This is a genomic window from Brevibacterium atlanticum (assembly GCF_011617245.1).
Classification (GTDB): domain Bacteria; phylum Actinomycetota; class Actinomycetes; order Actinomycetales; family Brevibacteriaceae; genus Brevibacterium; species Brevibacterium atlanticum.
This window is the reverse complement of record NZ_CP050152.1, coordinates 2,636,966-2,660,409: the sequence shown is the minus strand read 5'-3', so window position 1 is coordinate 2,660,409 and position 23,444 is coordinate 2,636,966. Positions and strand designations below refer to the sequence as shown.

The window sequence follows — 23,444 nt, the reverse complement described above, 5'->3', positions numbered from 1 at the left end:
TCAACCAGCAGCTTGAAAAACATGTCGCCCACGACGCGATCTTTGACTCAGCGGATAAGTGAGTCGTTCGCCACGACGGCATCTCGGCTACGGCGTGCCCGGTGTCTTCAGGTCGTGTGGTCTCCCGGTGCCACCGACGCTTTCCGAGGGAGATGATGGGTCGATCATCAGCGCAACGAGCGGAGCAGTGGTTCTTGTTCCCGAATGTTTTCTGAGTATTCAAGTCAGCGTGTTCGAGGCGCGAATTGTCGCGGATGAGGAACGCAGCATGCGCTCCTGCAACTTGCCGACTGGATGAAAAATGACCGTGGACTGAACGGAATACTTGAATGCAGTGTGTATTCCGTGACATGATCATCACTGATCAAGGTATCTTGAGTGCGCTGGAAGGTACCCCTCGCTGAGGCCTGTTCGCGGCTCTGATCGTCGCTGTGAAACCTGTGACCTGCGGTGATAGGCGATCGGACGGGGTGCTTGACCCCACTGCCACTCGGGATAGCGATTCATGCGTCGATGAGTAAAGGCCGTCTATGCCGCCCCGTGCACCACAACGTTCGATGTCAGCCCTTCCGCTCGCGCGGTCCCTCTTCAGGCTCATGGCTCGCTTCCCTCGACATATGCGTTCTGCGTTCGCGGGTGCTGTTTCCCTCATTCTCGTAGCGGCTTTGCTGCCGTTGACTGCGGATTCCGCGGAATCGGCTCCGAGTGATGTCTCCCCGCAGGCTCTCCAGTGCGGCCCGCTCTACACAATGCAAGGCAGCTCAGGCACCGCAGGACAGAACCTTTGGGAAGTTAACCCCGCCACGGGTGCGCAGGCAAGTCGCGGCAAGTTCGGATTGCCCACTGCCGCCACTCAGATCAACTCCATGGGGATGAGCGCCGACGGCAGTTCGATCTACGGAGTGTACCTTCTCAACGGCAACCGAGAGATCTTCCGCTACGACACTAATAGCAACTCCTCTCAAACGGTCGGTCGCGGTCCCTCCACCGCGCAGGTCACTCACGGTGCGGTCAACCCTAAGACCGGAATCTTCTACTACGGAGGCATCTCAGGAACAAACCCGTACGTACTCAATGTTTTCGGGTTCAACCCCTCGACAGGTCAGTCGCTCGGTCTGGTCGCTCAAGGGCAGGTGCCTGCGGACGGCGGAAACGGTGACTTCGCATTCTCCAACAGCGGCGAGTTGTACTACGTGGGGGCCAGTGCACAGGGGCAGTCCACCCTCGGTGTCGTCAATCAGGAACTTCCGACGACCACCCAGACTCAACCGAAGGTCATCGACGGGACCAAGGTCACTGGTATCCCGGCCACGGCACCGATCAACGGAGTCGCATTCGGCGGCGACGGTCTGCTTTACATGGGCAGTGGTAGCACGCTGTACGGAGCCGATCCCACCAGCGGCAGCATCGTGAGCTCGAGCCCCTTCTCACAGACCGGCACCACCGATATGGCTTCATGCGCAACGCCGAGCACTCTTCAGGTGCAGAAGGACTTCAGCAACGGCCGCTTTGCCTCGGGCGATCAGGCGACCCTGAACATCACCGGCAACGGACTCCAGCAGGGTGCTCCGGGCAACACCGGCGAGACTCGCGGCAGCGAGAATGGGGTCCAGAACCAGCAGGCTTCGGAAATAGCTGGTTCGATAATTGGGCGGTCAGGTCAGACCTTCCAGATCTCGGAAACGGGCGCCGGGGCCAGCCAGACGAACTACAAATCGAAGTATCAGTGCGTCAACCAACGTAACGGTCAGACCGTGACCAGTGGTGACGGAACAAGCGGCAACGTGACGATCCCGCAAGGCGGTGCCGACATCGTCTGCACCTTCGCCAACGATGCACAGAAGCCGGCGCTCTCCCTGCAGAAGTCATCCAAACTCAACGATGCGAACAGCAATGGCGTCGCAGATGCCGGTGAAGTCATCGACTACACGTTCGACGTCACCAACACCGGCAACACGACGCTCGACGGTGTCGCCATCGACGACGGCTTCGACTTCGACGATCCGGGGATCAGCCCCGCATCGACGGACGGACTCAAGCCCCAGGACAGCACGAGATTCTCCGCGAAATACACTGTCACTCAGGACGACGTGAACAGCGGCAAAGAGATCATGAACACCGCCACCGCCAGCGGTAAGTCTCCGACCGGACAGACAGCCACCTCGGCGGAGTCGAAGGCGAACACACCCATCGCCACACGTACCCCGGGACTGTCGCTGACGAAGACGAACGACCTCGATGATTCCAACGGGAACAAGGTTGCCGACGCCGGGGAGACGATCAACTACTCGTTCACGGTGAAGAACACCGGAAACACGACCCTGACGAACGTGGGCATCAATGATTCACTCATCGATGGCACGGATCCAGACAGCGTGGCGTCCCTCGCCCCGGGAGCAGACGCGACATTCTCCGGCAGCTACAAGGTGACGCAAGCCGATGTCGACGGCAACGGTACCGGCGGTGCCGGCATCATCCGCAACACGGCAACGGCAAGCGGAACCTCGCCAGGTCAGGACGACCCCGTCAAATCGGCGGAGTCCTCAACCAACACACCCCTGCCCGCACAGACCAGCAGCATCGGTCTGGAGAAGTCGAGCGAACTCAACGACTCGAACGACAACCATGTCGCCGATGTCGATGAGACCATCGACTACACGTTCACCGTGACGAACACAGGTAACACGACGCTGTCGGATGTCAGCATCGCCGACGAGTTCGACTTCGACGGTGCCGGCATTGATCCCGGTTCGATCGACAGCCTGGCTCCCGGCGACAGCGAGACGTTCACTGCGACCTATACGGTCAAGCAGTCAGACGTGGATGCCGGCGGTGTCATCGACAATACGGCGACGGCCTCGGGAGACAATCCCGGTGGAGACTCCGTCGAGTCAGGTCCGTCGAGCACCGAGGTACCTGTTGCCGAACCGATTTCGGCGATGTCCCTGAAGAAGGACGGGGCCCTCGGGAACGATTCCAACGGCAACGGCATAGCCGACGCCGGGGACGAAATCGACTACACCTTCACCGTGACCAACAACGGCAACACGACCCTGAAGAACATCACCATCGACGATGACCGGATCGACAGCACCGATCCTGCGCAGATCGATTCCCTGGCTCCCGGAGAGTCTGCCGAGCTCAAGGCGACTTACACCGTGACCCAGGCCGATATCGACTCCGATGGTGACATCGTCAACACCGCGACCGCCTCGGCGAGTGCCCCGAACGGGGACGCCGTGGACTCGGGCGAGTCCACGGACAACGTGCCCACTGCCGGGCAGGATGACGGCATCTCCGTGCAGAAGGAAGGGACACTCGACGACGGCAACGACAACGGCACAGCTGACGCCGGTGAGTCCATCGATTACACCTTCACGGTGAGAAACACCGGGAACACGACCCTCACGGACGTCACCGTCAAAGACGATCGCATCGATGACGGGACACTGAGCCCGGCTTCGGTGGATTCCCTGGCGCCAGGCGAGGACACGACCTTCACCGGAAGTCATAAGATCACTCAGGACGACATCGACGCCGGTGAGGACATCGTCAACACAGCTGTGGCATCAGGTACGCCGCCAGGAGGGGGCGATCCGGTCGAATCGACCGAGTCGAGCGACAACGTGCCGGTCACGCCGCAGAGCAGCGGGCTGGCTCTGCAGAAGTCGAGCGAGATCGAAGGGGACAAGACGGCCGCGGAAGCAGGCGACGTCATCGACTTCACCTTCACCGTGACGAACACCGGCAACACCACGCTGACGGATGTGAGCATCGCGGACGAGTTCGACTTCGACTCTGATATCGACCCGGGATCGATCGACAGTCTCGCTCCGGGCGAGCAGGAGACGTTCACCGCGAAATACACGGTGACTCAGGCCGATCTCGACTCCGGCAAGGACATCACGAACACAGCCGCTGCCAACGCGTCGGCACCGAACGGTGATGCGGTCGAGTCGAACGATTCGACGGCGAACACACCGGTGATCCCGCAGTCCAACGGGCTGGCGATCAGCAAGACCGCCCAGCTCGATGACGCCAATGACAACGGCGTGGCCGATGCCGGAGAGACGATCAACTACACCTTCGTCGTCACCAACACCGGAAACACCACACTCAGCGACGTCACTGTCGACGATGACCGCATCGACGACGGAACGCTCGATCCGGGTTCAGTCGACTCGCTGGCACCAGGCGACCAGGCGACCTTCAAGGCGAGCTTCAAAGTGACCCAGAAGGTCATCGACGACAGCCAGGGCGAGGGCGATCAAGCAGTCGTCAATACCGCCACGGCAAAGGGATCGACGCCGGGTGGGGATTCGCTCGAGAGTGCCGAGGACACCGCGAACGTCCCCTTGGCTCCGCAGGCAGCCGGCCTCCACTTGGAGAAGACCGGCGCGCTCGATGGTGACGGCACCTCGGCGAAGGTCGGCGACAAGATCAACTACACGTTCGTCGTCACCAACACTGGCAACACGACGATCACCGATGTCGGCATCGACGACGACCGCGTCGATGACGTCGAGCTGAGCGATCCCGATGAACTGCCGAACGGACTGGCTCCTGGAGAGAAGGCAACGTTCACAGGCACTTATACGGTGACCCAGGCCGACATCGACGCTACTGATTCGACCGACATCACGAACACGGCGACTGCCAAAGGCAACACCCCGGGTGGTGACGACATCGAATCGGGACCGTCGACGGCGAATACGCACAAGGAACTGCGCGACCCGCAGATGACGCTGGAGAAGTCCGGTGAGAGACAGGGCGCCGAGGTGGCTGATGTCGGTGACACGATCGACTACACGTTCACGGTGAAGAACACCGGAAACACCACGCTCAGAGATGTCACTATTGATGACCCGAAGGTCGGCGAGGTCGATCCGGGCAGCGTCGACTCGCTGGCACCGGGAGATTCGACGACATTCACTGCGAGCTACAAGGTGACGCAGGCCGACGTCGACGCCGGCGGTGTCCAGAACACCGCGACGGCGAAGGCGACGAGTCCGGACGACTCGCCGCTCGAGGCCGTCGACACCGATGGACGGCCTGTCGTCAGTCCCGAGCCTGCGCTCAATCTCAAGAAGTCGAATGAGCTGCAGGACGAGAACGACAACGGTGCTGCCGATGTCGGAGAGACGATCAAGTATTCCTTCGACGTGGAGAACACCGGGAACATCACGTTGCAGGACATCACGATCAAGGACGACAGGATTGAGAACGGTACGTTGGACCCTGAGTCCGTCGATGAGCTGGCTCCGGGGGACACCGCGTCCTTCGCTGCCTCGTACACCGTGACTCAGGCGGATGTCGATTCCGGCAAACCGATCGTCAATACTGCGACGGCCCAGACACAGCCGGAGGGCGATGGGACACCTGTCATCTCTGATGAGGACAGCACCGAAACACCGGTAGCTGACCGCGATGCCGGACTGTCCCTGAAGAAGTCGAATGAGCTGCAGGACGAGAACGGCAACGAGGCAGCCGACGTCGGTGAGTCGATCACCTACACGTTCGTCGTCGAGAACACCGGGAACAACACTCTGTCCGATGTGACGGTGGACGACGATCGCATCGATGACGGAACCTTGGATCCCGCGTCAGTCGATACCCTGGCGCCGGGTGATTCTGCGACGTTCACTGGATCGCACACTGTCACACAGAGTGACGTGGACAAGGGCGAACCCGTGAAGAACACCGCGACCGCCGTGGGTACAGGTCCGGACGATGACGAAGTGCGCTCGGCTGAGGACAGCACTGAGACACCGGTCGCCGATACCGACGCCGCGTTGTCGGTGGAGAAGACCGCGGATCAGGACATTGTGGCTGCGGGTGAGACGGTCGAGTATTCGTTCAAGATCGTCAATACGGGCAATGTGACGGTCACGGATGTCGGTGTTGCTGAGGGTGACTTCTCGGGTTCGGGTGAGTTGTCGGATGTGTCGTGTCCTGATGAGGCGGCGTCGTTGGCGCCGGGTGATTCGGTGACGTGTACTGCGTCGTATGAGATGACTCAGGCTGATGTTGATAGTGATTCGTTGGATAACTCGGCGTCGGCGACCGGTAAGGCTCCGGGCGGTGACGATGTGTCGTCGGATCCGTCCGAGGTGAAGATTCCTACGCCAGAGCACGGCCCGGCGTTGTCGGTGGAGAAGACCGCGGATCAGGATATTGTGGCTGCGGGTGAGACGGTCGAGTATTCGTTCAAGATCGTCAATACGGGCAATGTGACGGTCACGGATGTCGGTGTTGCTGAGGGTGACTTCTCGGGTTCGGGTGAGTTGTCGGATGTGTCGTGTCCTGATGAGGCGGCGTCGTTGGCGCCGGGTGATTCGGTGACGTGTACTGCGTCGTATGAGATGACTCAGGCTGATGTTGATAGTGATTCGTTGGATAACTCGGCATCGGCGACCGGTAAGGCCCCGGGCGGTGACGATGTGTCGTCGGATCCGTCCGAAGTGAGCATCCCAACACCGGATGACGACCCGGGCGAGAACGCCGGAACTGATTCCGACTCGTCGGCGGAAGCAGATGCGTCCGATTCGGATCAGGCTGATTCGAATGATTCGGCGAACTCGGATGATTCGGCCGACGCTGAGGATTCGGCGAGCTCCGATGATTCGGCGAATGCTGATGATTCGGCGAATGCCGGAGATGAAGCGGACGCCACGGACTCGGCGAGTTCATCGTCGGAGGATGACGCGAATGCGGAGGACTCTGCGAATGCCGATGATTCGGCAAATGCGGATTCCGATGCGTCACCGGATGCGTCCGATTCGGACCAAGCAGACGCGAACGATTCGGCCGACTCTGAGGACTCGGCGAACGCCAGTGACGATCCGGATGCGTCCGATTCGGATCAGGCGGACGCGAACGATTCCGGCACGGACAAGGCAAACGTGACCGCAGGATCTGATGACTCGGCGAACGCCGGAGACCAAGCAAGCGCCAACGACTCGGCTGACTCGAGTTCTGAAGCGAGTGCGTCGGCAGACGACTCGGGGACCACGAACGCCGGAGACTCCGCAGATGCCAATGACAAGGCAAATGCTGGAGACGAGGCAGATGCCAACAACTCGTCCGACGCCAGTGGCTCGTCCGACTCCGGCGGATCGGCGAGTTCCGGGTCGGCAGCCAGCCCGGACGACGATGCACAGGCGTCGGCACAGGCCGATGCCTCCTCCGACAGCGACGGGGGCGGGGACGGCCTCCCGCGAACAGGAGCGACAGGCATCATGTCCATCAGCGCGATCGCGTTGCTGCTGCTGGCCGCCGGTATAGTGATCGTCATGGCGGTCCGCCGCCGCAGGCAGCTGAGCTGACCGGACAGAAACAACAGCCGGGTGTCTCGATGAGAATCGGGACACCCCGGCTTGTGTTTGTGGTGGGTCCGAGAAGATCAGCTGTTCGCTGCCGCCTTAGCGGTCTGCTCATTGGCGACGAGTTCCCCGATGTAGCCGTCGAGGTCAGCGAAGTAGCCCATGTACGAACCGTCGACGTCTTGTCCTGGATCTGCTGATCCACCGGCGGTGACAGCACGGTCGAGCACCTCGTCGATCTCTGCTCGGGTAGCGAAAGCGCAGGAGATGATGCTTGCTCCAGGAACGGGGTCTTTCGAACCGGGCTGTCCGGAGAGTTCGAGGTACTGGCCGTACTCATCTGCTGAGATGAAGAAGATCGACAGGTTAGGCAATTCGAAGGCGACGATGCCGTCCTCAACACCGTCTGTCGTCAGGCCGAGGCCCTCGGCGTAGAAGGTCGCTGTGGACTGTGGATCGGCAACGGGCAATGACAGGATCGTTGTCAGTGGCTTCATTTCTGCATTCTAGTGACCGAAGATGAGCCACGGGAAGAGCGACGACGTACTCCCGCGCTGGTTGCGTCACCCATACCCGATACGGTGAGGACATGACGACCGAAGCCCCGCGCCCTCCGAAGCTCTCACTGAACACACCAGCGGCTGGCTACCTCGGCGATATCGGTCCAGAGGAACTCCTCGAAGGCTTGGAGTTCAAAGACCTCGACCTCGCCGAGGTGGACGCCACCCAAACGACGTTCCTCGACTGCCGACTGACGAACGTCAACTTCGGCGATGCCGCAGCACCGATCGATCTCACCGGTGCCAGATTCTCCGGGACGAGCATCACCGACAGCCGTGCCGACACCTGGAACATGACCCGGGCAAATCTTCTGCACACGGAGATCACCGGGACCCGTCTCGGCGCCGGTGTCGTCTACGACAGCGAATGGGAGAAAGTGCTCATCGCCGACTGCCGGATCTCGTACCTCAACCTGCGCGGATCGAAGCTCACCGACGTCGAGTTCCGCGACTGCAAGATCGACGAGATCGACCTCGACCGAGCCAAGGTCAGCCGCGTCTCGTTCCCCGGCAGTACCGTCGGCGCGTTCCAATGCGAGGGTGCAACGCTGGGCAATGTCGATCTGCGCGGACTGCAGCCGCACAAGATCTCGGGCGTCCACTCGCTCCGGGGAGCGACAATCGACGACACTCAGCTGATGCTCTTCGCGGATCTCTTTGCTCGCGAGCTCGGGATCTCGGTGGAATGAGAGCGGCCGTTTCGACCGCACCCCGACTCCTCACCGCGACCCCAGCTCGTCAATGAGCACTCGCTTGTTCTCGGAGTAGTCGACGGGCACGACCACGACGTGCACACCGCCGGCCGAGAACGCCGATTCCAAGGCATCGCTGATGCCGTCGACGTCTTCGACCCGATGCCCCGAAGCCCCGTACGCCTCCGCGTACTTCACGAAGTCGGGGTTGTTGAACGTCATCCCGAAGTCAGGCTTCCCATCGGACTCCTGCTTCCACCGGATCATGCCGAAGGCGTTGTCCTCGAGGATGAGCACGACGAGGTCGAGCCCCAGCCGCACCGCAGTCTCCATCTCCTGACTGTTCATCATGAACCCGCCGTCGCCGACGACCGCCATCACGCGACGTTCCGGATACGTCAGCTTCGCCCCGATCGCCGAGGGCAGGCCGGCCCCCATCGTCGCCAGCGCATTGTCGAGCAGCAGAGTGTTCGCCCGGGTGGTGCGGTAGTTGCGGGCGAACCAGATCTTATACATCCCGTTGTCTAACGCAACGCACCCATCGACGGGCATAACGTCGCGGACCTCCTGCACGATCCGCTGCGGGATGAATCGATCCTCATCGGCCCCCTCGTGGATCTTGATGAGGATGTCATCACGCATCGGCAGGAGCGCCTCGGCGGTGGGCACGGGACCTCCGAGCGCCTCGGCGAGCTTGTCCAAGGACGGGCCCAGGTCACCGATCACCTCGAACTGCGGGAAATACACCTGCTCGACCACCGCGGCACGGTAGCCGATGTGGACGACGGTCGGTCCGTTCTCATCCATCGTGAACGGCGGCTTCTCCGTCGTATCGTGACCGATGGTGACGATGACATCGGCAGTCTCGATCGCGTCGTGGACGTAGTCGCCGTGAGTCAGCGCCGCCGTGCCCATGTACAGATCCGACGCCCCCGTCACCGACCCCTTGCCCATCTGTGTGGTGACATAGGGAATGCGCATCTCGGCGACGAATCGCGAAAGCTGATCGGTGCAGTCGGCCCGGCTCGTATCCGCGCCGAGCATGAGCAGTGGCCGCTTCGCCTCGCGGATGACGTTCGCCGCGTTCGCGATCGCTGTCTCCCCGGCGACGGCGCGTCCGTTCGTGTGCGGTTCGATGAGCTCGAATCCGTCGACCGGCAGGCTTGCGATATCCTCGGGCAATTCGAGATGCACCGGTCCGGGACGTTCGGCCTGAGCGACGCGGAAAGCCTCCCTGACCAGCGTCGGAATCATCCCCGCCGAGGTGATCTGCCGGCTCGACTTCGTCAGCGGATCCATCGTCGCCACCGTGTTGACCATCTGGAACGCCGCCTGCTCGGCCGTACGGATGCCCTTCTGACCGGTGATCATGATCACCGGCATCCCGCCGAGGTGGGCGTACGCCGCCCCGGTCGCCAGATTGAGTGCCCCCGGCCCGAGCGTCGTCAGACACACCCCCGGCTTGCCCGTCAGCCGCCCATAGGTGGCGGCCATGAACGCGGCGGCCTGCTCGTGGCGAGTGAGGATGAGTTCGATCGAGGAGTTCCGCAGAGAGTCGACGAAGTCGAGATTCTCCTCACCGGGAATGCCAAAGATGCGCTCAACGCCTTCGTTCTCCAGAGCACGGACCATGACATCGGATGCACGCTGTGTCGTCATGCTTCCGACCCTACGCTTTTCCCGATTCGATCCCTATGATCCACCCCACACCACCAGCACCGAGGCGGCTTACCCACCCAGCGGACGAGCGCAACCGCAGGGCCACCTCGGCGGGGGAGCCGACCCCACCCACCCAGCGGACACCGGCCCAGGTACGGGCAGGGGAAGCGATAGACTGAAACCGAAGAGAAATGACGTCCCATCGACACGGACAAAAGGACATTGATGACAGACCAACTCGACCCCTTGGACGAGTCGGCCGTGAAGCAGGCCGTCGACGCGGCCCTCAAAGCCTTCGCGGACGCACGCACCCTCGACGACCTCAAGCAGGCGAAGATCGACCACACCGGTGACAAAGCCCCGCTGGCGCTCGCCAACCGGGCCATCGGCTCACTCGACAAGGCCGACAAGGCCGCCGCCGGCAAGATCGTCGGCAAGTCCAGGGGACAGGTCAAGCAGGCCCACGACGCCCGCCTTGCCGAACTCGAGGCCGAACGCGACGCCGCGGTGCTCATCGAAGAGGCCATCGACGTCACCCTGCCCACTGATCGGCGCCACCTCGGCGCTCGCCACCCGCTGAGCCTCATCCAGGAGCAGGCGGCGGACTACTTCATCGGCCTCGGCTGGGAAGTCGCCGAAGGACCCGAGATCGAATCCGAGTGGCTGAACTTCGACGCACTCAACTTCGGACCCGACCACCCGGCCCGGCAGATGCAGGACACCTTCTTCGTCGACCCCGCCGAGGCGGGACTCGTGCTGCGTACGCACACCTCACCCGTGCAGTCGCGGTCCCTGCTCGAACGCGGAGTTCCGCTCTACGTCGTGTGCCCAGGCAAGACCTTCCGCACCGATGAGCTCGACGCCACGCACACCCCGGTCTTCCACCAGATCGAAGGCATCGCCATCGACAAGGGCCTGACCATGGCCAACCTCCAGGGCACCCTCGACGGCTTCGCCCGCGAGATGTTCGGCCCGGAGTCGAAGACCCGCCTGCGCCCGAGCTTCTTCCCGTTCACCGAACCGAGCGCGGAGATGGACTTCTGGTTCCCCAACAAGGTCGGCGGGCCCGGCTGGATCGAATGGGGCGGCTGCGGCATGGTCCACCCCAACGTGCTCCGCGCCGCCGGCATCGACCCCGAGGTCTACCAGGGCTTCGCGTTCGGCATGGGCATCGAACGCACCCTGATGCTGCGCGAGGGAATCAACGATATGCATGACATGGTCGAAGGCGATGTGCGCTTCTCGGCCCGTTTCGGAATGAAGGCTTGATATGCGCGTCCCACTGAACTGGCTGGCCGACTATGTCGATCTCCCGGCCGAGACAGACCCCCATGCCCTCGCGGCCGAATTCGCCGCGATCGGACTCGAAGAAGAGGACTTCTTCGGCCCCGAGATCACCGGCCCCCTCGTCGTCGGCCGGGTCCTCGAACTCGTTAAGGAAGAGCACTCGAACGGCAAGACCGTCAACTGGTGCCGCGTCGACGTCGGCCCCGAACACAACGAAGCCCAGGACGATCCGAAGGACCCGCAGCCCGGACCCGAGGTACCCAGCCGCGGCATCATCTGCGGTGCGCACAACTTCGTGCCCGGCGACCTCATCGTCGCCTGCCTGCCCGGAGCAGTTCTGCCCGGCGACTTCGCCATCGCCGCCCGCAAGACCTACGGACACAAGTCGGACGGCATGATCTGCTCGGCCAAGGAGCTCGGCCTCGGCGAGGATCACTCCGGCATCATCGTCCTGTCCGACCTCGGGCTGACCGGTGAACCCGGCGATGACGCGATCGCCCTGATCGGCCTCGACCAGGTCACCCTCGACGTCAACGTCACCCCCGACCGCGGCTACCAGCTGTCAATGCGCGGCATCGCCCGCGAATACGCGCAGATGAAGGGGCAGTCCTTCACCGATATCGGCAGCCCCGCCGTCGCCCCGGTGAATGAACCGACGCTTGATGGGTTCCCCGTCGTCATCGAGGATGCGAACCCCATCAACGAGGTGGCCGGCTGTGACCGTTTCACCGCCCTTCAGGTCACCGGGCTCAACCCGGAGGCGAAGACTCCGTTCTGGATGCAGCGTCGCCTGCAGCAGGCGGGCATGCGCCCGATCAGCCTCACCGTCGACGTGACGAACTACGTCATGCTCGAACTCGGCCAGCCGCTGCACGCCTACGACTCCGCTCTGCTCGGTGACGAGATCGTCGTGCGCCGTGCCGAGGCGGGGGAGAAGTTCACGACGCTTGATGACGTCAAGCGCAAACTCGATCCCGAAGACCTGCTCATCACCGACCGCGGTGCCGGTGCCGCTGGTGACGGTCAGGGCGGGAAGATCATCGGCCTGGCCGGCGTTATGGGCGGAGCCGACGTCGAGGTCCACTCGGGCACCACCGACGTCGTCATCGAGGCCGCCCACTTCGACCCGATCTCCATCGCCCGGACCTCACGTCGCCACAAGCTGTCTTCTGAGGCTTCGCGGCGCTTCGAACGCGGCGTCGATCCGCAGCTCGGACCCGTGGCGGCTCGTCGCTGCGCGGACCTGCTCGTCGAACTCGGCGGCGGAACGCTCAGCCCCGCGACCACGCAGATCGGGGGGGCCCCCGAGCCGACCGTCATCGAACTGCCCGTCGAGCGCATCAGCAACCTCGTCGGAGTCGAATACACGACCGCCGAGGCGACCGGACTGCTCGAGGGCATCGGCGCGACCATCGAGGTCGTGGGCAAGGACCGTTTGGCCGTGACCGTGCCCAGCTGGCGCACGGACATCACCGACAACGTCGACCTCATCGAGGAAGTCGCCCGCACCGGTGGCTACGGACGCATCCCGTCCGTGCAGCCCGCGGCGCGTGCCGGCAATGGACTGACGACCGCGCAGAAGACGCGTCGTCGGATCTCGAACCTGCTCGCCGCCGACGGCTTCACCGAGGTGCTGTCCTACCCGTTCACGAGTTCCAAGCGTGACGATCAGCTGCGGCTCGAGTCCGACGATGTGCGCCGTGAACACGTCCGCCTGGCCAACCCGATGTCCGAAGACCTGCCGCTCATGCGCACGAACCTGCTGTCGACGCTCGTCGACCTCGTGGTGCGCAACCTCGGCCGTGGAGCCAAGGATGTCGCACTCTTCGAGGCGGGACTCGTGTCCACCTCGGCGGGACTGCCTTCTGGGCCGGGGCCGCGGCACCTGCCCGGGTATCACCCCACCGAGGCGGAGCTCGAAAAGATCTACGCCTCCGTGCCGGCCCAGCCCTACCACTACGCGGGCATCATCGCCGGCAATGCGGAGCTGCCCGGAGTCTGGGGCAAGGGCCGAAAAGCCGAAGCCACCGACGTCATCGACACCGTCCGTCGGATCGCTACGGTCAACGGGCTCGAGGTCACTGTCGAGGCCGACCAGATCGCCCCATGGCATCCGGGCCGTGCAGCGAAGTTCGTCCTCGCCGATGGCCAGGTGCTCGGTCACGCGGGTGAACTGCACCCGAAGGTGTGCGAGAACCTCGGCCTGCCGGCCAGGACGGTCGCGTTCGAGATCGACCTCGATGCGCTGCTGGCCCAGGACGACCTGCGAGTCTGGGACGGTGCCCTGTCGACCTACCCGGTGTCCCGCCAGGACGTTGCGCTCATCGTCGATGCCGAACTACCCACGCAGACGCTCGCCGCGACCCTGCGTGAAGGTGCGGGCGAGGAGCTCGAACTGCTCGAGACCTTCGACCTCTATACCGGTGACCAGCTGCCCGAGGGCAAGAAGTCGCTGGCGTTCCGCCTGACCTTCCGTGCCCCGGATCGCACGCTCCAGGCCGATGAGGCCTCGGCGATGCGTGAAGCGGCGACGAAGTTGGCCGCCGAGCGCCACGGCGCCGAAGTCCGCAGCTGAGAAGAGTGCGTCACAGAGCCCGGTTGACCGCTACAGTGGTTCGACCGGGCTCTGGCTTATCCGGCCAGTGACCAATGCACCAAGGACGACCGACCACGCGGCTCTGAGCACCCGCACGCACACCACGAGACCTGACCACCTGTACCCGAGCACCATCGAGGAGCCGATCCCATGTCAGAGAAGCTGCCCCACGGAACCCCGCTGCCTACAAGCGACAACGCACCCGAGGAGAACGCTGTCCCGGCCGAGACGATCGCCGTCATCACCGGCGGTGCCCGAGGCATCGGACGTCATCTGTCGGAGGCGTTCGCGAAGGCCGGTTATCACGCGGTCGTCACGGCCACCTCGGCGGAGAAGGCGGAGACCGCGGCGGCGGAAATCCTCGACGCCACCGGGGGAGCGGTCACCGGCGCGGGGTTGCGCACCGACGACATCGACTCGGTGACGGCCTTCCGCGACCTCGTCACCGGACTCGAGTCCGAGACCGGCCGTCGCCTGCAGGTGCTCATCAACAATGCCGGTCGCATCGAATCGACCGAGGGCCCGTTGTGGGAGGCGGACCCGGAGGCGATCAAGGGCGTCGTTGATGCGAACGTCCTCGGTGTCGCACTCATGGTGAACACGTTCGCCCCGGCGCTCATGGACGCCGCCGAGGCGACCGGTCGCCCGAGCCGGATCATCGACCTCAACTCGGGGTCGGGTGCGCAGGGTACTCCGGCGTATGCGGTGTATTCGGCGTCGAAGGCGTCGCTGTTCCGTCTCGCCGATTCGGTCGTGCATTTCGGCCACGACAAGGGGCTGCGGATCTTCGAGATGGCACCCGGTGTCGTCGAGACCGCGATGACGAAGTCGATGCCCGTCCACGACTTCCGCACCGGTGATGACTGGACCTCGCCTGCCCAGGTCACCGACCTCGCGTTGGCACTGGCATCGGGAACGCTGGACGCGTTCACCGGGCGGTACGTCCGTGCGGGTGCGGATTCGGAGGAGTCCTTGATCGCCGAGGCTGCCGCCGGTGTGTCGGATGCGTCCCGTCGGCTCGTGCTTGGGTGAGATGACCGAGACCGGAGCGTCAGCGGCAAAGGGGCCGCTGCGGACGTTGCTCATCGACAACGCCGATTCATTCACGCTCAATCTCTTCCACCTCCTTGCTGAGGTCAACGGTTGTGCACCGACGCTCGTGCCCAATGACTGGGCGGAGTTCTCGCTCGACGTGCTGAGCGAGTTCGACAACGTCGTCATCTCTCCGGGGCCAGGGACACCAGAGAAGTCGGCCGACTTCGGCATCTGCGCCGAGGTGATCGCGCAGTCCCCGATTCCCGTCCTCGGGGTGTGCCTCGGGCATCAGGGGATTGCGCACATGCATGGGGGAGTAGTTGTGCATGCGCCTGAGCCTCGGCATGGGCGGGTATCTCCGATCAGTCATTCGGGCACCGGACTCTTCGCCGGCCTCCCGTCGCCGTTCTCTGCGGTGCGGTATCACTCGCTTGCGGTCACCGAGCTGCCTGAGTCGCTGGAAGCTACGGCTTGGTCCGAGGACGGCGTCATCATGGCTGTTCAACATCGGACCAGACCGCAGTGGGGAGTTCAGTTCCACCCTGAGTCGATTGCATCTGAAGAGGCCCGGGTGCTGTTGCGGAACTTCGCTGACTTAACCGTGGAGTGGAGCGCACGACGTACGAGAGCAAACGTCCCTGCGGGGACGGGTACGGTATCCGCTCAGCGGTTTTCGACCTTCCGCGTCCCCGCGGGGACGCTCTCCGGCAGTCAGTCGGTTCGGGCAGCCGACGACCGATCTTTTGAACCGCGTCGATACATCGTCGACACGGACGAGCTGCCGCAGACAATTGCCGACGCCCGCCTGTTCGCTGAGCTCTTCGGCAGTCGGCGCGAGTCGATTTGGCTCGACGGCAACCTGACCGGCGATGCCTCTTCACGGTTCTCGATCATGGGTGCGCCGACGGGCCCGCTGGCCAAAGTCGCGACAGCCTCGGTTCCGGACGGAAAAGTCACAGTGCGCACGAGTAATGACGAAGCAACGCCGTCTGTTGCGGCCTCCGGATTCTTCGACTGGCTCGACGCTGAACTCTCCAGCACCGATGTCGAGCTGGCACCCAGCGAGACTGAATCATTTGGCACAGACGCGGAACTGCCCGCCACAAACGCCGACAATCCCGACCTTCCCTTCGAGTTCCGACTCGGGTGGGTCGGATATCTCGGCTACGAGCTCAAAGCCGAGGTCGGCTCACCAAACCAGCATGAGTCCGAGCTGCCCGACGCCGTGATGATGTTCCTCGATCGAGCCCTCGTCATCGATCACGACACCGACCGCATCCACCTGCTCGCACTGCGCAAACCGAACGATCCTGCGGGCACTGCCGCGTCTCAACAATGGTTCGATGACATCCGCACACGGATCGAAGCGATCCCCGCTCACGACGCCGGTGAACCCGTTCAGCCGGGCGCCACCTCGGCGACGGGTGAGGAGACAGCCTCCGCGGGCCTCCCACGCCCACACCTGTCGGCTCGGCACAGTCGGCAGGAATACCTCGGGCTCATCGATCGGATACAGCGGGAGATCACCGACGGTGAAACGTACGAGTTGTGCCTGACGAACATGCTCGAGGCCACGGTCGCCCCACACGAGGACGCACTGGCGACGTATCTGCGTCTAAGTCAGGACAATCCGACGCCGTTCGGGGCATTCATCCGGACCCGGGACGCAGCGATCCTCAGCACCTCGCCGGAACGTTTCCTGCGCATTGATGCCAATGGGCGAGTGGAGTCGAAGCCGATCAAGGGCACGCGTCCCCGCAGGGACACACCCGAGGAGGACGAAGCGATCAAGGTCGAGCTGGCCGCCTCGGTGAAGGACCGGTCGGAGAATCTTATGATCGTCGATCTGGTTCGGCACGATCTCGGGCGCACGGCAGAGCTGGGATCGGTGCAGGTGGACACGCTCTTCGGCATCGAGTCATACGCGACGGTGCATCAGATGGTGTCGACGGTGAGCTCACAGCTGGACGAGCAGAGCAGTCCGGTGGAGTGTGTGCGGGCGGCATTCCCTCCGGGGTCGATGACCGGAGCACCAAAGCAGCGCACGATGGCGATCATCGATGAACTCGAGGCGGGAGCGCGCGGGGTGTACAGCGGTGCGGTCGGATACTTCTCGCTGAACGGCGCCGTAGACCTCAGCGTCGTGATCCGTACCCTCGTGGTCCGCGGCGAGACCTGGAGGTATGGGGTCGGTGGGGCGATTGTCGTGCTGTCTGATTCGGACGAGGAGTATGCGGAGACGGTGGTGAAAGCGGCACCGCTGCTGCGGCTGCTTGGCGGAGCCGAGTTCCCCGGTGGGACAGGCCCCGCTGACATGCTAAGCGCTAGTAGTGAATACGGGGATGACATCCATACCGTGATCCCCGCCGAGATGGGTGGTCCTGCCAGTATCGACGTGAGCGCGCAGGCAAGTGGAGTAGGCCGATGACCGTTTGGGTATGGAACTCGCTGGAGTCTCGGTTCGAGGAGCCGTCGGAGGACGTCGGCAAGTGGACGCTTTTGGCAGCGGATTCGTGGTTGGTTGTCGATGGGCGAGTGAGGGCGTTCGACCGCCATTAAGCACATTTCTCTGATGCTGCTGAACAAGTGGGTGTCAGTTGCCTAGGGTGTGTCGCCTCTATTGGCGGAGCCATGTCAGGATCGCGCTGATCACGATGGCCGCTCGATACGTGATGGTGAGGTTGTCGTATCGCGTCGCTGATCCTCGCCGTTCCTTGACGTAGGCAAACGAACGCTCCATGAAGTTACGGTTCCAATAGACACCAGCATCGAACGCTGGCGGTCGTCCACTTTTGCTGCCGCGCTTCTTACGAGCCGCGAATCTGCTCCTTCTTCTCCGGGATCACCGCTCGGATGCCACGGGAACGCAGATAGTCACGGTTACCTTGGACCCATAAGCTCGATCCGCCAGAACGGCGTCCGGACACGTGCGAGGACGACCGCCCCAGCCCGTGGTACTCGGATGTCAGCCAGAACCTGCGGCAGAATCACTCCGTCATGGCGCTGTCCGCCGGTGATCACGACAGCCAAAGGCCGACCCTTGCCGTCTACGGCATGGTGGATCTTCGTCGTCAGCCCACCCCGTGAGCGCCCGATGCCGTGCCCTGCCGGCTCACACCCCGAATTAGGAAAATTCTTGTAATTCGACGTAGCCCCCTGTGTCCTGGTCAGGGCGCGTCGTGTTCGTCGCGTGCTGGCGAGCACGATTGATGGAGCCATCGATGTCACCAGCACCATCGGCATCGGAAAGCACCTGGGCCAGGAATCGGTCCCAGGTGCCGTCGGCGGTGTGGCGGCGGAGACGTTTCCATACCGTCTGTCAGGGCCCGAAGTGCTCGCGTGGTAAGTCGTGTCAGACTATGCCTGCACGGTAGCGGTAGACGATTCCCTTCGACGATTCGACTGTTGTTCTCAAACGGTCGGGCTCTTTTGCTGACGTTCGAGGGCAGGAGTGGTTCGATCTTCTCCCACTGCTCATCAGTGAATACTCGGTGTCGTTGCTGTGTTGTCACGTCTCCACCGTGACAGTCCTGGAATGGTCAATAAAACAGACACGCTCTAGCCTCAGGAACCAACCACAGGCGACTCCATCCGAGCGAGGCCACGATTGTGCAGCGAACGGGCCCTGAGATAAAGTTTCGATAGCACGCCTGTACTAACGACGAATTGAGGATACATCTGTTGCAGATTCTAGAAGGCGTTGGATTGTTGGCACCGGTTGCCGGCTTTGCCCTAATTTTGATTTATGTGCGGGCTATTCCACGAAGAGCCTTCTCCCTTGCGGTGATCGGATGCATACTGCTGGGGGCAAGTCTGATCATAGGATCCGTTGGTCAGTACACAATGATTTATAGTGGCATCATGCATGGCGAGGTGTCAGCACTACTCGACCATTCGAGCTTGCTGACCGTGATTCGCGTTTCGATTATTATCCTGGGATCCGTCGCGCTGGGTGTCGCTGGCGTGATAGATCGAGAACCGTCCAGTCGGCCCGTAGCGTGGCTGAGCGCGGGCATTATCCTTTCGTCCGTTGGTTTAGTGGCCAACGTTGTCCTTTCCATAGTGGAGCACTTATTGGCTAAAGAAGGATTCGGCGGCGTCGCTGTTGTAGTGATACTCTTAGGTGAGAGTCTGACGTTTGCCGTGTTACATATAGGAGCATTCACTCTAGCGATTGCAGTAGTTAAACGTCGAGGCGCTTCTAAGCCTTGAATTCGCCGTTCTTAGCAAATGGAGAACTGCTGGCGTCGGCTGGTCCTGTGTAGGAGGTGACAGCGATGCAGTTTGAGAACTTGACCGGTTGAAACCGATATGTGCCTCTCGATGACATGCATTTGGCGGACATCGTGGGTGGATGGAAAGAGGTCACGGTGATTGTGGTCGAAGTCGAGAACAAGCAGGGGGTGCCCCTATGTTTTAAGTCAAGGGGCAGCGGTCAGATTCCTCAAGAATATTCGGTCACGGCCCAAGGGCAGGGACGATAGGTCCGGGACTCTTCCCCGGACTCATCAGGCACTTCACTGTGGAACGGTTCAGGCCGCGGCCACCGTCTCGGGCGCATGGAAGTAGGCACCTTCACGCAGCATCGCGTACAGCACGTTGCAACGCCTGCGCGCTAAGGCGATCAGGGCCTGGTTGTGCTTCTTATGCTCGGCACGTTTCTTGTCGTAATACGCCCTCGACAACGGGTCCTTCAACGCCGCGAACGCCGACAAGAACAGAGCCCGTTTGAGGATCTTGTTGCCCCGACGTGAGGAATGGTCACCCCGGATCTACGTCCCTGACCGCCACGTCACTGGTGCCAGGCCGGCATAGGACGCGAGGCGTCCGGCTGACTCGAAGTCCTTACCCACCACTTCGGTCAGTATCCTCGCCGCTGTCCTGACGCCGACTGTCGGCATCGACGTCAGGAGCCCGAAAAGCGAATGCGCCCGGACCAGTTCCTCAATCCGGGCGAGTACTTCATCGCGTGACGTTCGTGTCTGCGCCAACGACGTCGCCAATTGGGGCAGGACGAGTCCCGCCGCGTCGGTGCCTGACACGATTACCGTCTGCCCCGCGAGTGCTGTGCAGTTTGCCGCAACCCACCTCTTCCACGCCCGTGGTGCTTGCTTGCGCAGCAGCGTCTCGACACGACGTTTCCCGGCATGCTTGAGTGCTTTCGGCGTCGGGTATTTCGCCAGCAGGGCCGGCATGGCTGGATGATCCAGATGCGGACCGATGACGGTCTCTAATCCGGGGTGGATCTGAGTGAGCAGTCCGCGGATCCGATTCGACGTCGCTGTGGCTTGTTTGGCGAGGTCATCGTCATAGCCACACAGCGTCGATAACTCGGCGACATTCTCGTCAGCGACCCGGATACCCCGCAGCGTCTGCGGCATGGTCCGGGCTGTGTCAGCGATGATGGCAGCATCTCTGGCATCAGTCTTGGCTTCACCGGGGCGTAGGTCGGCGATGCGGCGCATCGCCAGCCCAGGCAAGTAAGCGACGCTGATGCCTTCCGCTTGGGCGACCGCGACCGATAGCGCCCCGATCGTCGCAGGTTAATCGACGACAACCAGCAGCTGACCGTGATTGGCGAGCCGGGTGAGTAGGGCCTTCAGCTTCGTTTCGTTCTGCGGCAGTGCCTTCGACAACAATTGTTTTCCGCCGCGATCCACCGCGACGGCGTCGTGGTTGTGTTTGCCGACATCGATGCCGATGAATACGTCGATGTCAGCGTGGTTGGTGATCATGTCACTCATCTTCTTCGACTCATGTGACCGGATATTTTGGTTGTGGTTCGGCTGGCCGGTAGTGCGGTGGTGGCTCCTGGGCTCGGCATCCACGTTACGGTCGGGCTCAAGGCATGGGTTCTGCCAGTGGTTCTGGCCCCTATCAGCGATTTCGCTGGTGCCTTCGAACCTCGGTGACTACCCTCCCGGATCATGATGACTGGGGGCATCAATCACGTCGGGGTCCTCAGGCCAGCGACCCCTTTCTATCCTGACGGATGATGGGGCTACTTAAAAGGTAACGGCTGAGGCGTCGGAGTCGGTGGTGCCGTGGCATGCGGCTCGGGTCAAAGCGTTGACGGCGGAACGTCACGAGATCGAGGCCGAGGCTGAGGAGTTGGCGGATTCGCTCCCTCTTCTTCAGGTCTTAACGTGCATGCCGGGAATCGGCGTTAAGACCGCGTCCCAGATCCTCCTGGCAGCCGTAGACTTCTCTGCGTTCAAATCTGCTGGCCATTTGGCTGTATGCCGGTATTATTCCGATCACGAGACGCTCTGGAACCTCGCCACTGCTTCAAACGGGCGTAGCCGGGCTCGATGACATTGCGGCCCTTGTATTTGAATGCGTCGAACTGCGGTGGACGCCCCCCTTTGATTCGCGCCTGAGCCGATGGCCTTGCTGATCGGACGGTTCGGAGATGACGGCGTCGATCTTCCGCGACCGCAGCAGTGACCGGTTCGCTCTCGACGAGTAGGCCTTGTCGCCGAGGACGGCGTCCGGCCGGGTGCGTCGACCGACTTGAAGGTTGTCCAACAGTGGAGCGAGCATCGGGCTGTCGCCGTCCTGGCCGGCGGTGCAGATCGATACCAGCGGCAGTCCGTGGCCATCGATGAGCAGATGAGTTTTTGTCGATAGTCCTCCGCGCGAGCGACCGAAGGCGTGGTCAGGCGACTCTGTCAGCAGATCCTTGTAATTCGACGAGTCCCTTTTTTAGGCGGCTGATATTCGTCGCGTGTTGATGTGCGCGAGCGATCGTGGAATCGACAGAGACGGTGAAGTCGACTCTGTTGTTCTTCGCTGCGTGGGCAGACAATGCCTGGTGGATGGCATCCCAGGTGCTATCAGAGGCTAAGCGGCGGTGCCAGGTCCACACGGTCTGCCATTTGCTGAAGGTCTCGGGTAGATCGCGCCAGGCGATGCCGGTGCGGTAGCGGTAGATGATGCCCTCGATCATCTGTCTGGGGTCGGAGCAGGGCCGGCCCCGTCGGTCTGTCGGTTCTGGCAGGTAGTCGGCGATGAGGGCCCATTGGTCGTCAGCGAGTAGCTGGAATCGAGACACGTTTCCAGGGTTTCAGAATCCCACCGGGATACTTGTCAGAAACGCCCTAGGTCTAGCATCAAGCTCTCCATCTAACTGACCTAACCGATGATGGCTGCAATTAGTGCGAGCAGAGCCAGGCCGGTAGCCAGCGACAGTAATCCGGTCCACGATCGTCTCTGGTTCTTGATCCGGCTGACCAGCGAGGTCACGATGAGGCCGAGGACGGACGAAACGACGGTAGTTGATACCCCGATGAAGAATGTGAGGAACTCGATACCGGCCCTTGTTATCGGGAAACAGCCGAAGCCCGCTCCTTGGCATGGATTCCTGACTGCTGTACCTGAAGCCATGAGCCACGTGAAGAGTAGAACTGCGAACGCGACGAAACACACTGCGAAGACGATGAGAAGTGAGCCCCACCGATCGAGTCACGATTTCGGCGGGAAATGAGTCTTCATGGGGTGACTGTAGCCCGGCAAAGGTGCATCTCGTGCTGCGGGCAGGGTTCTCACACGTGACTGGTAGCGAACTCTTCTGCCATCATCCACCCCACAATGGCATCCACATGCGCATCGACCGAGTCGATGGCGGGCAGGGGAGCGGTCTCTGGGGGAACGAGGAGGCCGATCTCGGTACATGACAGTGCTACTGCATCCGCACCGCTTGCCTTGAGGTCGCTCATGATCTCGACGTATCGCACTCGTGATGCATCCGTGAAGACACCCTGTGTGAGCTCGTCGAAGATGATCTGATCGACCTCGACGCACGTCTCCTCGTCCGGTGCAAGAGTCCGGATTCCCTGAGCCTCCAGTCGGTCCGTGTAGAAGCCGTCCAGCATCGTCCACTTCGTCCCCAGCACTGCCAGGGTCGAATACCCCTGACGCTTTGCCATCGTCGCGATTGCATCGACGATGTGAATGAGCGGAACATCCACCGAAGTCTCGATCGCCGGCGCGCACTTATGCATGAGGTTCGTCGCGATCGCCACGGCCTCGGCACCACCATCGACCAGACGCTGCGCCGTCGCCGCTAGTGCGGCATCGGCGCCTGCCCAATCCTCGGCGAGCTGCAACTCCCTGATATCCGCGAAGTCCGTGGAGTCGAGAAGGATCTGTGCCGAATGATGGCCGCCGAGCTTCGTCGCCACCGCATCGTTGATCTTCGTGTAGTACTCGATGCTCGAATGCCAGCTCATGCCACCCAGCAGGCCAATCCTGCGCATGCTCTCACTCCTCATTCCGTCGACTACTCGACACC

At 62.3% G+C, this 23,444-nt stretch carries 10 protein-coding genes and 4 pseudogenes; 8 read left to right on the top strand and 6 right to left on the bottom strand.

Going from position 1 to position 23,444, the window contains the following annotated elements; genetic code table 11:
- Positions 1-617: 617 nt before the first annotated feature.
- Positions 618-7,325 (top strand): DUF7507 domain-containing protein, encoded by a 6,708-nt coding sequence (locus tag GUY23_RS11835; RefSeq protein ID WP_166972568.1) that lies wholly within the window; start codon positions 618-620, stop codon positions 7,323-7,325.
- A gap of 77 nt (positions 7,326-7,402) precedes the next feature.
- On the opposite strand, the gene GUY23_RS11830 is transcribed toward GUY23_RS11835, so the two are convergent.
- The gene (locus GUY23_RS11830; protein ID WP_166972566.1) at positions 7,403-7,819 is read right to left on the bottom strand and encodes a VOC family protein; all 417 of its coding nucleotides are present in this window, start codon (positions 7,817-7,819) and stop codon (positions 7,403-7,405) included.
- Between the two features lie 92 nt (positions 7,820-7,911).
- On the opposite strand from GUY23_RS11830, the gene GUY23_RS11825 reads away from it, so the two are divergent.
- Positions 7,912-8,571 carry a pentapeptide repeat-containing protein gene (locus tag GUY23_RS11825; RefSeq protein ID WP_166972564.1) on the top strand — a complete coding sequence of 220 codons (660 nt, stop codon included), beginning with the start codon at positions 7,912-7,914 and terminating at the stop codon, positions 8,569-8,571.
- A 30-nt stretch (positions 8,572-8,601) separates the two neighbouring features.
- Here GUY23_RS11825 and GUY23_RS11820 read toward each other — a convergent pair whose 3' ends face one another.
- A complete protein-coding gene (locus GUY23_RS11820; RefSeq protein ID WP_166972562.1) occupies positions 8,602-10,233 on the bottom strand; it encodes an acetolactate synthase large subunit in 1,632 nt (543 codons plus the stop codon).
- Positions 10,234-10,458: 225 nt separating this feature from the next.
- Here GUY23_RS11820 and pheS point away from each other — a divergent pair, with 225 nt between their 5' ends.
- The 4 genes from pheS to pabB all read left to right on the top strand — a co-directional run bounded on the left by pheS (position 10,459) and on the right by pabB (position 17,579).
- On the top strand, positions 10,459-11,502 hold the full coding sequence (gene pheS / locus GUY23_RS11815) for a phenylalanine--tRNA ligase subunit alpha (protein WP_166972561.1): 1,044 nt from the start codon (positions 10,459-10,461) through the stop codon (positions 11,500-11,502).
- Position 11,503: 1 nt separating this feature from the next.
- Positions 11,504-14,095, top strand: a complete 2,592-nt coding sequence (gene pheT / locus GUY23_RS11810; protein ID WP_166972559.1) for a phenylalanine--tRNA ligase subunit beta — start codon at positions 11,504-11,506, stop codon at positions 14,093-14,095.
- 171 nt (positions 14,096-14,266) lie between these two features.
- The gene (locus tag GUY23_RS11805) at positions 14,267-15,148 is read left to right on the top strand and encodes an SDR family NAD(P)-dependent oxidoreductase (protein WP_166972557.1); all 882 of its coding nucleotides are present in this window, start codon (positions 14,267-14,269) and stop codon (positions 15,146-15,148) included.
- Position 15,149: 1 nt separating this feature from the next.
- Positions 15,150-17,579, top strand: a complete 2,430-nt coding sequence (pabB, locus tag GUY23_RS11800; RefSeq protein WP_228282261.1) for an aminodeoxychorismate synthase component I — start codon at positions 15,150-15,152, stop codon at positions 17,577-17,579.
- 189 nt (positions 17,580-17,768) lie between these two features.
- On the opposite strand, the pseudogene GUY23_RS11795 reads toward pabB, so the two are convergent.
- Positions 17,769-18,663, bottom strand: a pseudogene (locus GUY23_RS11795) (IS5 family transposase).
- A gap of 169 nt (positions 18,664-18,832) precedes the next feature.
- Between GUY23_RS11795 and GUY23_RS11790 the strand changes: the two are divergent.
- Positions 18,833-19,363 carry a hypothetical protein gene (locus GUY23_RS11790; RefSeq protein ID WP_166972553.1) on the top strand — a complete coding sequence of 177 codons (531 nt, stop codon included), beginning with the start codon at positions 18,833-18,835 and terminating at the stop codon, positions 19,361-19,363.
- A gap of 320 nt (positions 19,364-19,683) precedes the next feature.
- Here GUY23_RS11790 and GUY23_RS11785 read toward each other — a convergent pair.
- A pseudogene (locus GUY23_RS11785) lies at positions 19,684-20,886 on the bottom strand (IS110 family RNA-guided transposase).
- A 382-nt stretch (positions 20,887-21,268) separates the two neighbouring features.
- Between GUY23_RS11785 and GUY23_RS18500 the strand changes: the two are divergent.
- A pseudogene (locus tag GUY23_RS18500) lies at positions 21,269-21,431 on the top strand (transposase); the annotation flags it as partial.
- Here GUY23_RS18500 and GUY23_RS18635 read toward each other — a convergent pair.
- Positions 21,405-22,205: pseudogene (locus tag GUY23_RS18635) on the bottom strand (IS5 family transposase); the annotation flags it as partial. The pseudogenes GUY23_RS18500 and GUY23_RS18635 overlap by 27 nt on opposite strands.
- Positions 22,206-22,695: 490 nt before the next feature.
- Positions 22,696-23,409 carry an aspartate/glutamate racemase family protein gene (locus GUY23_RS11770; protein WP_166972549.1) on the bottom strand — a complete coding sequence of 238 codons (714 nt, stop codon included), beginning with the start codon at positions 23,407-23,409 and terminating at the stop codon, positions 22,696-22,698.
- Positions 23,410-23,444 lie beyond the last annotated feature (35 nt).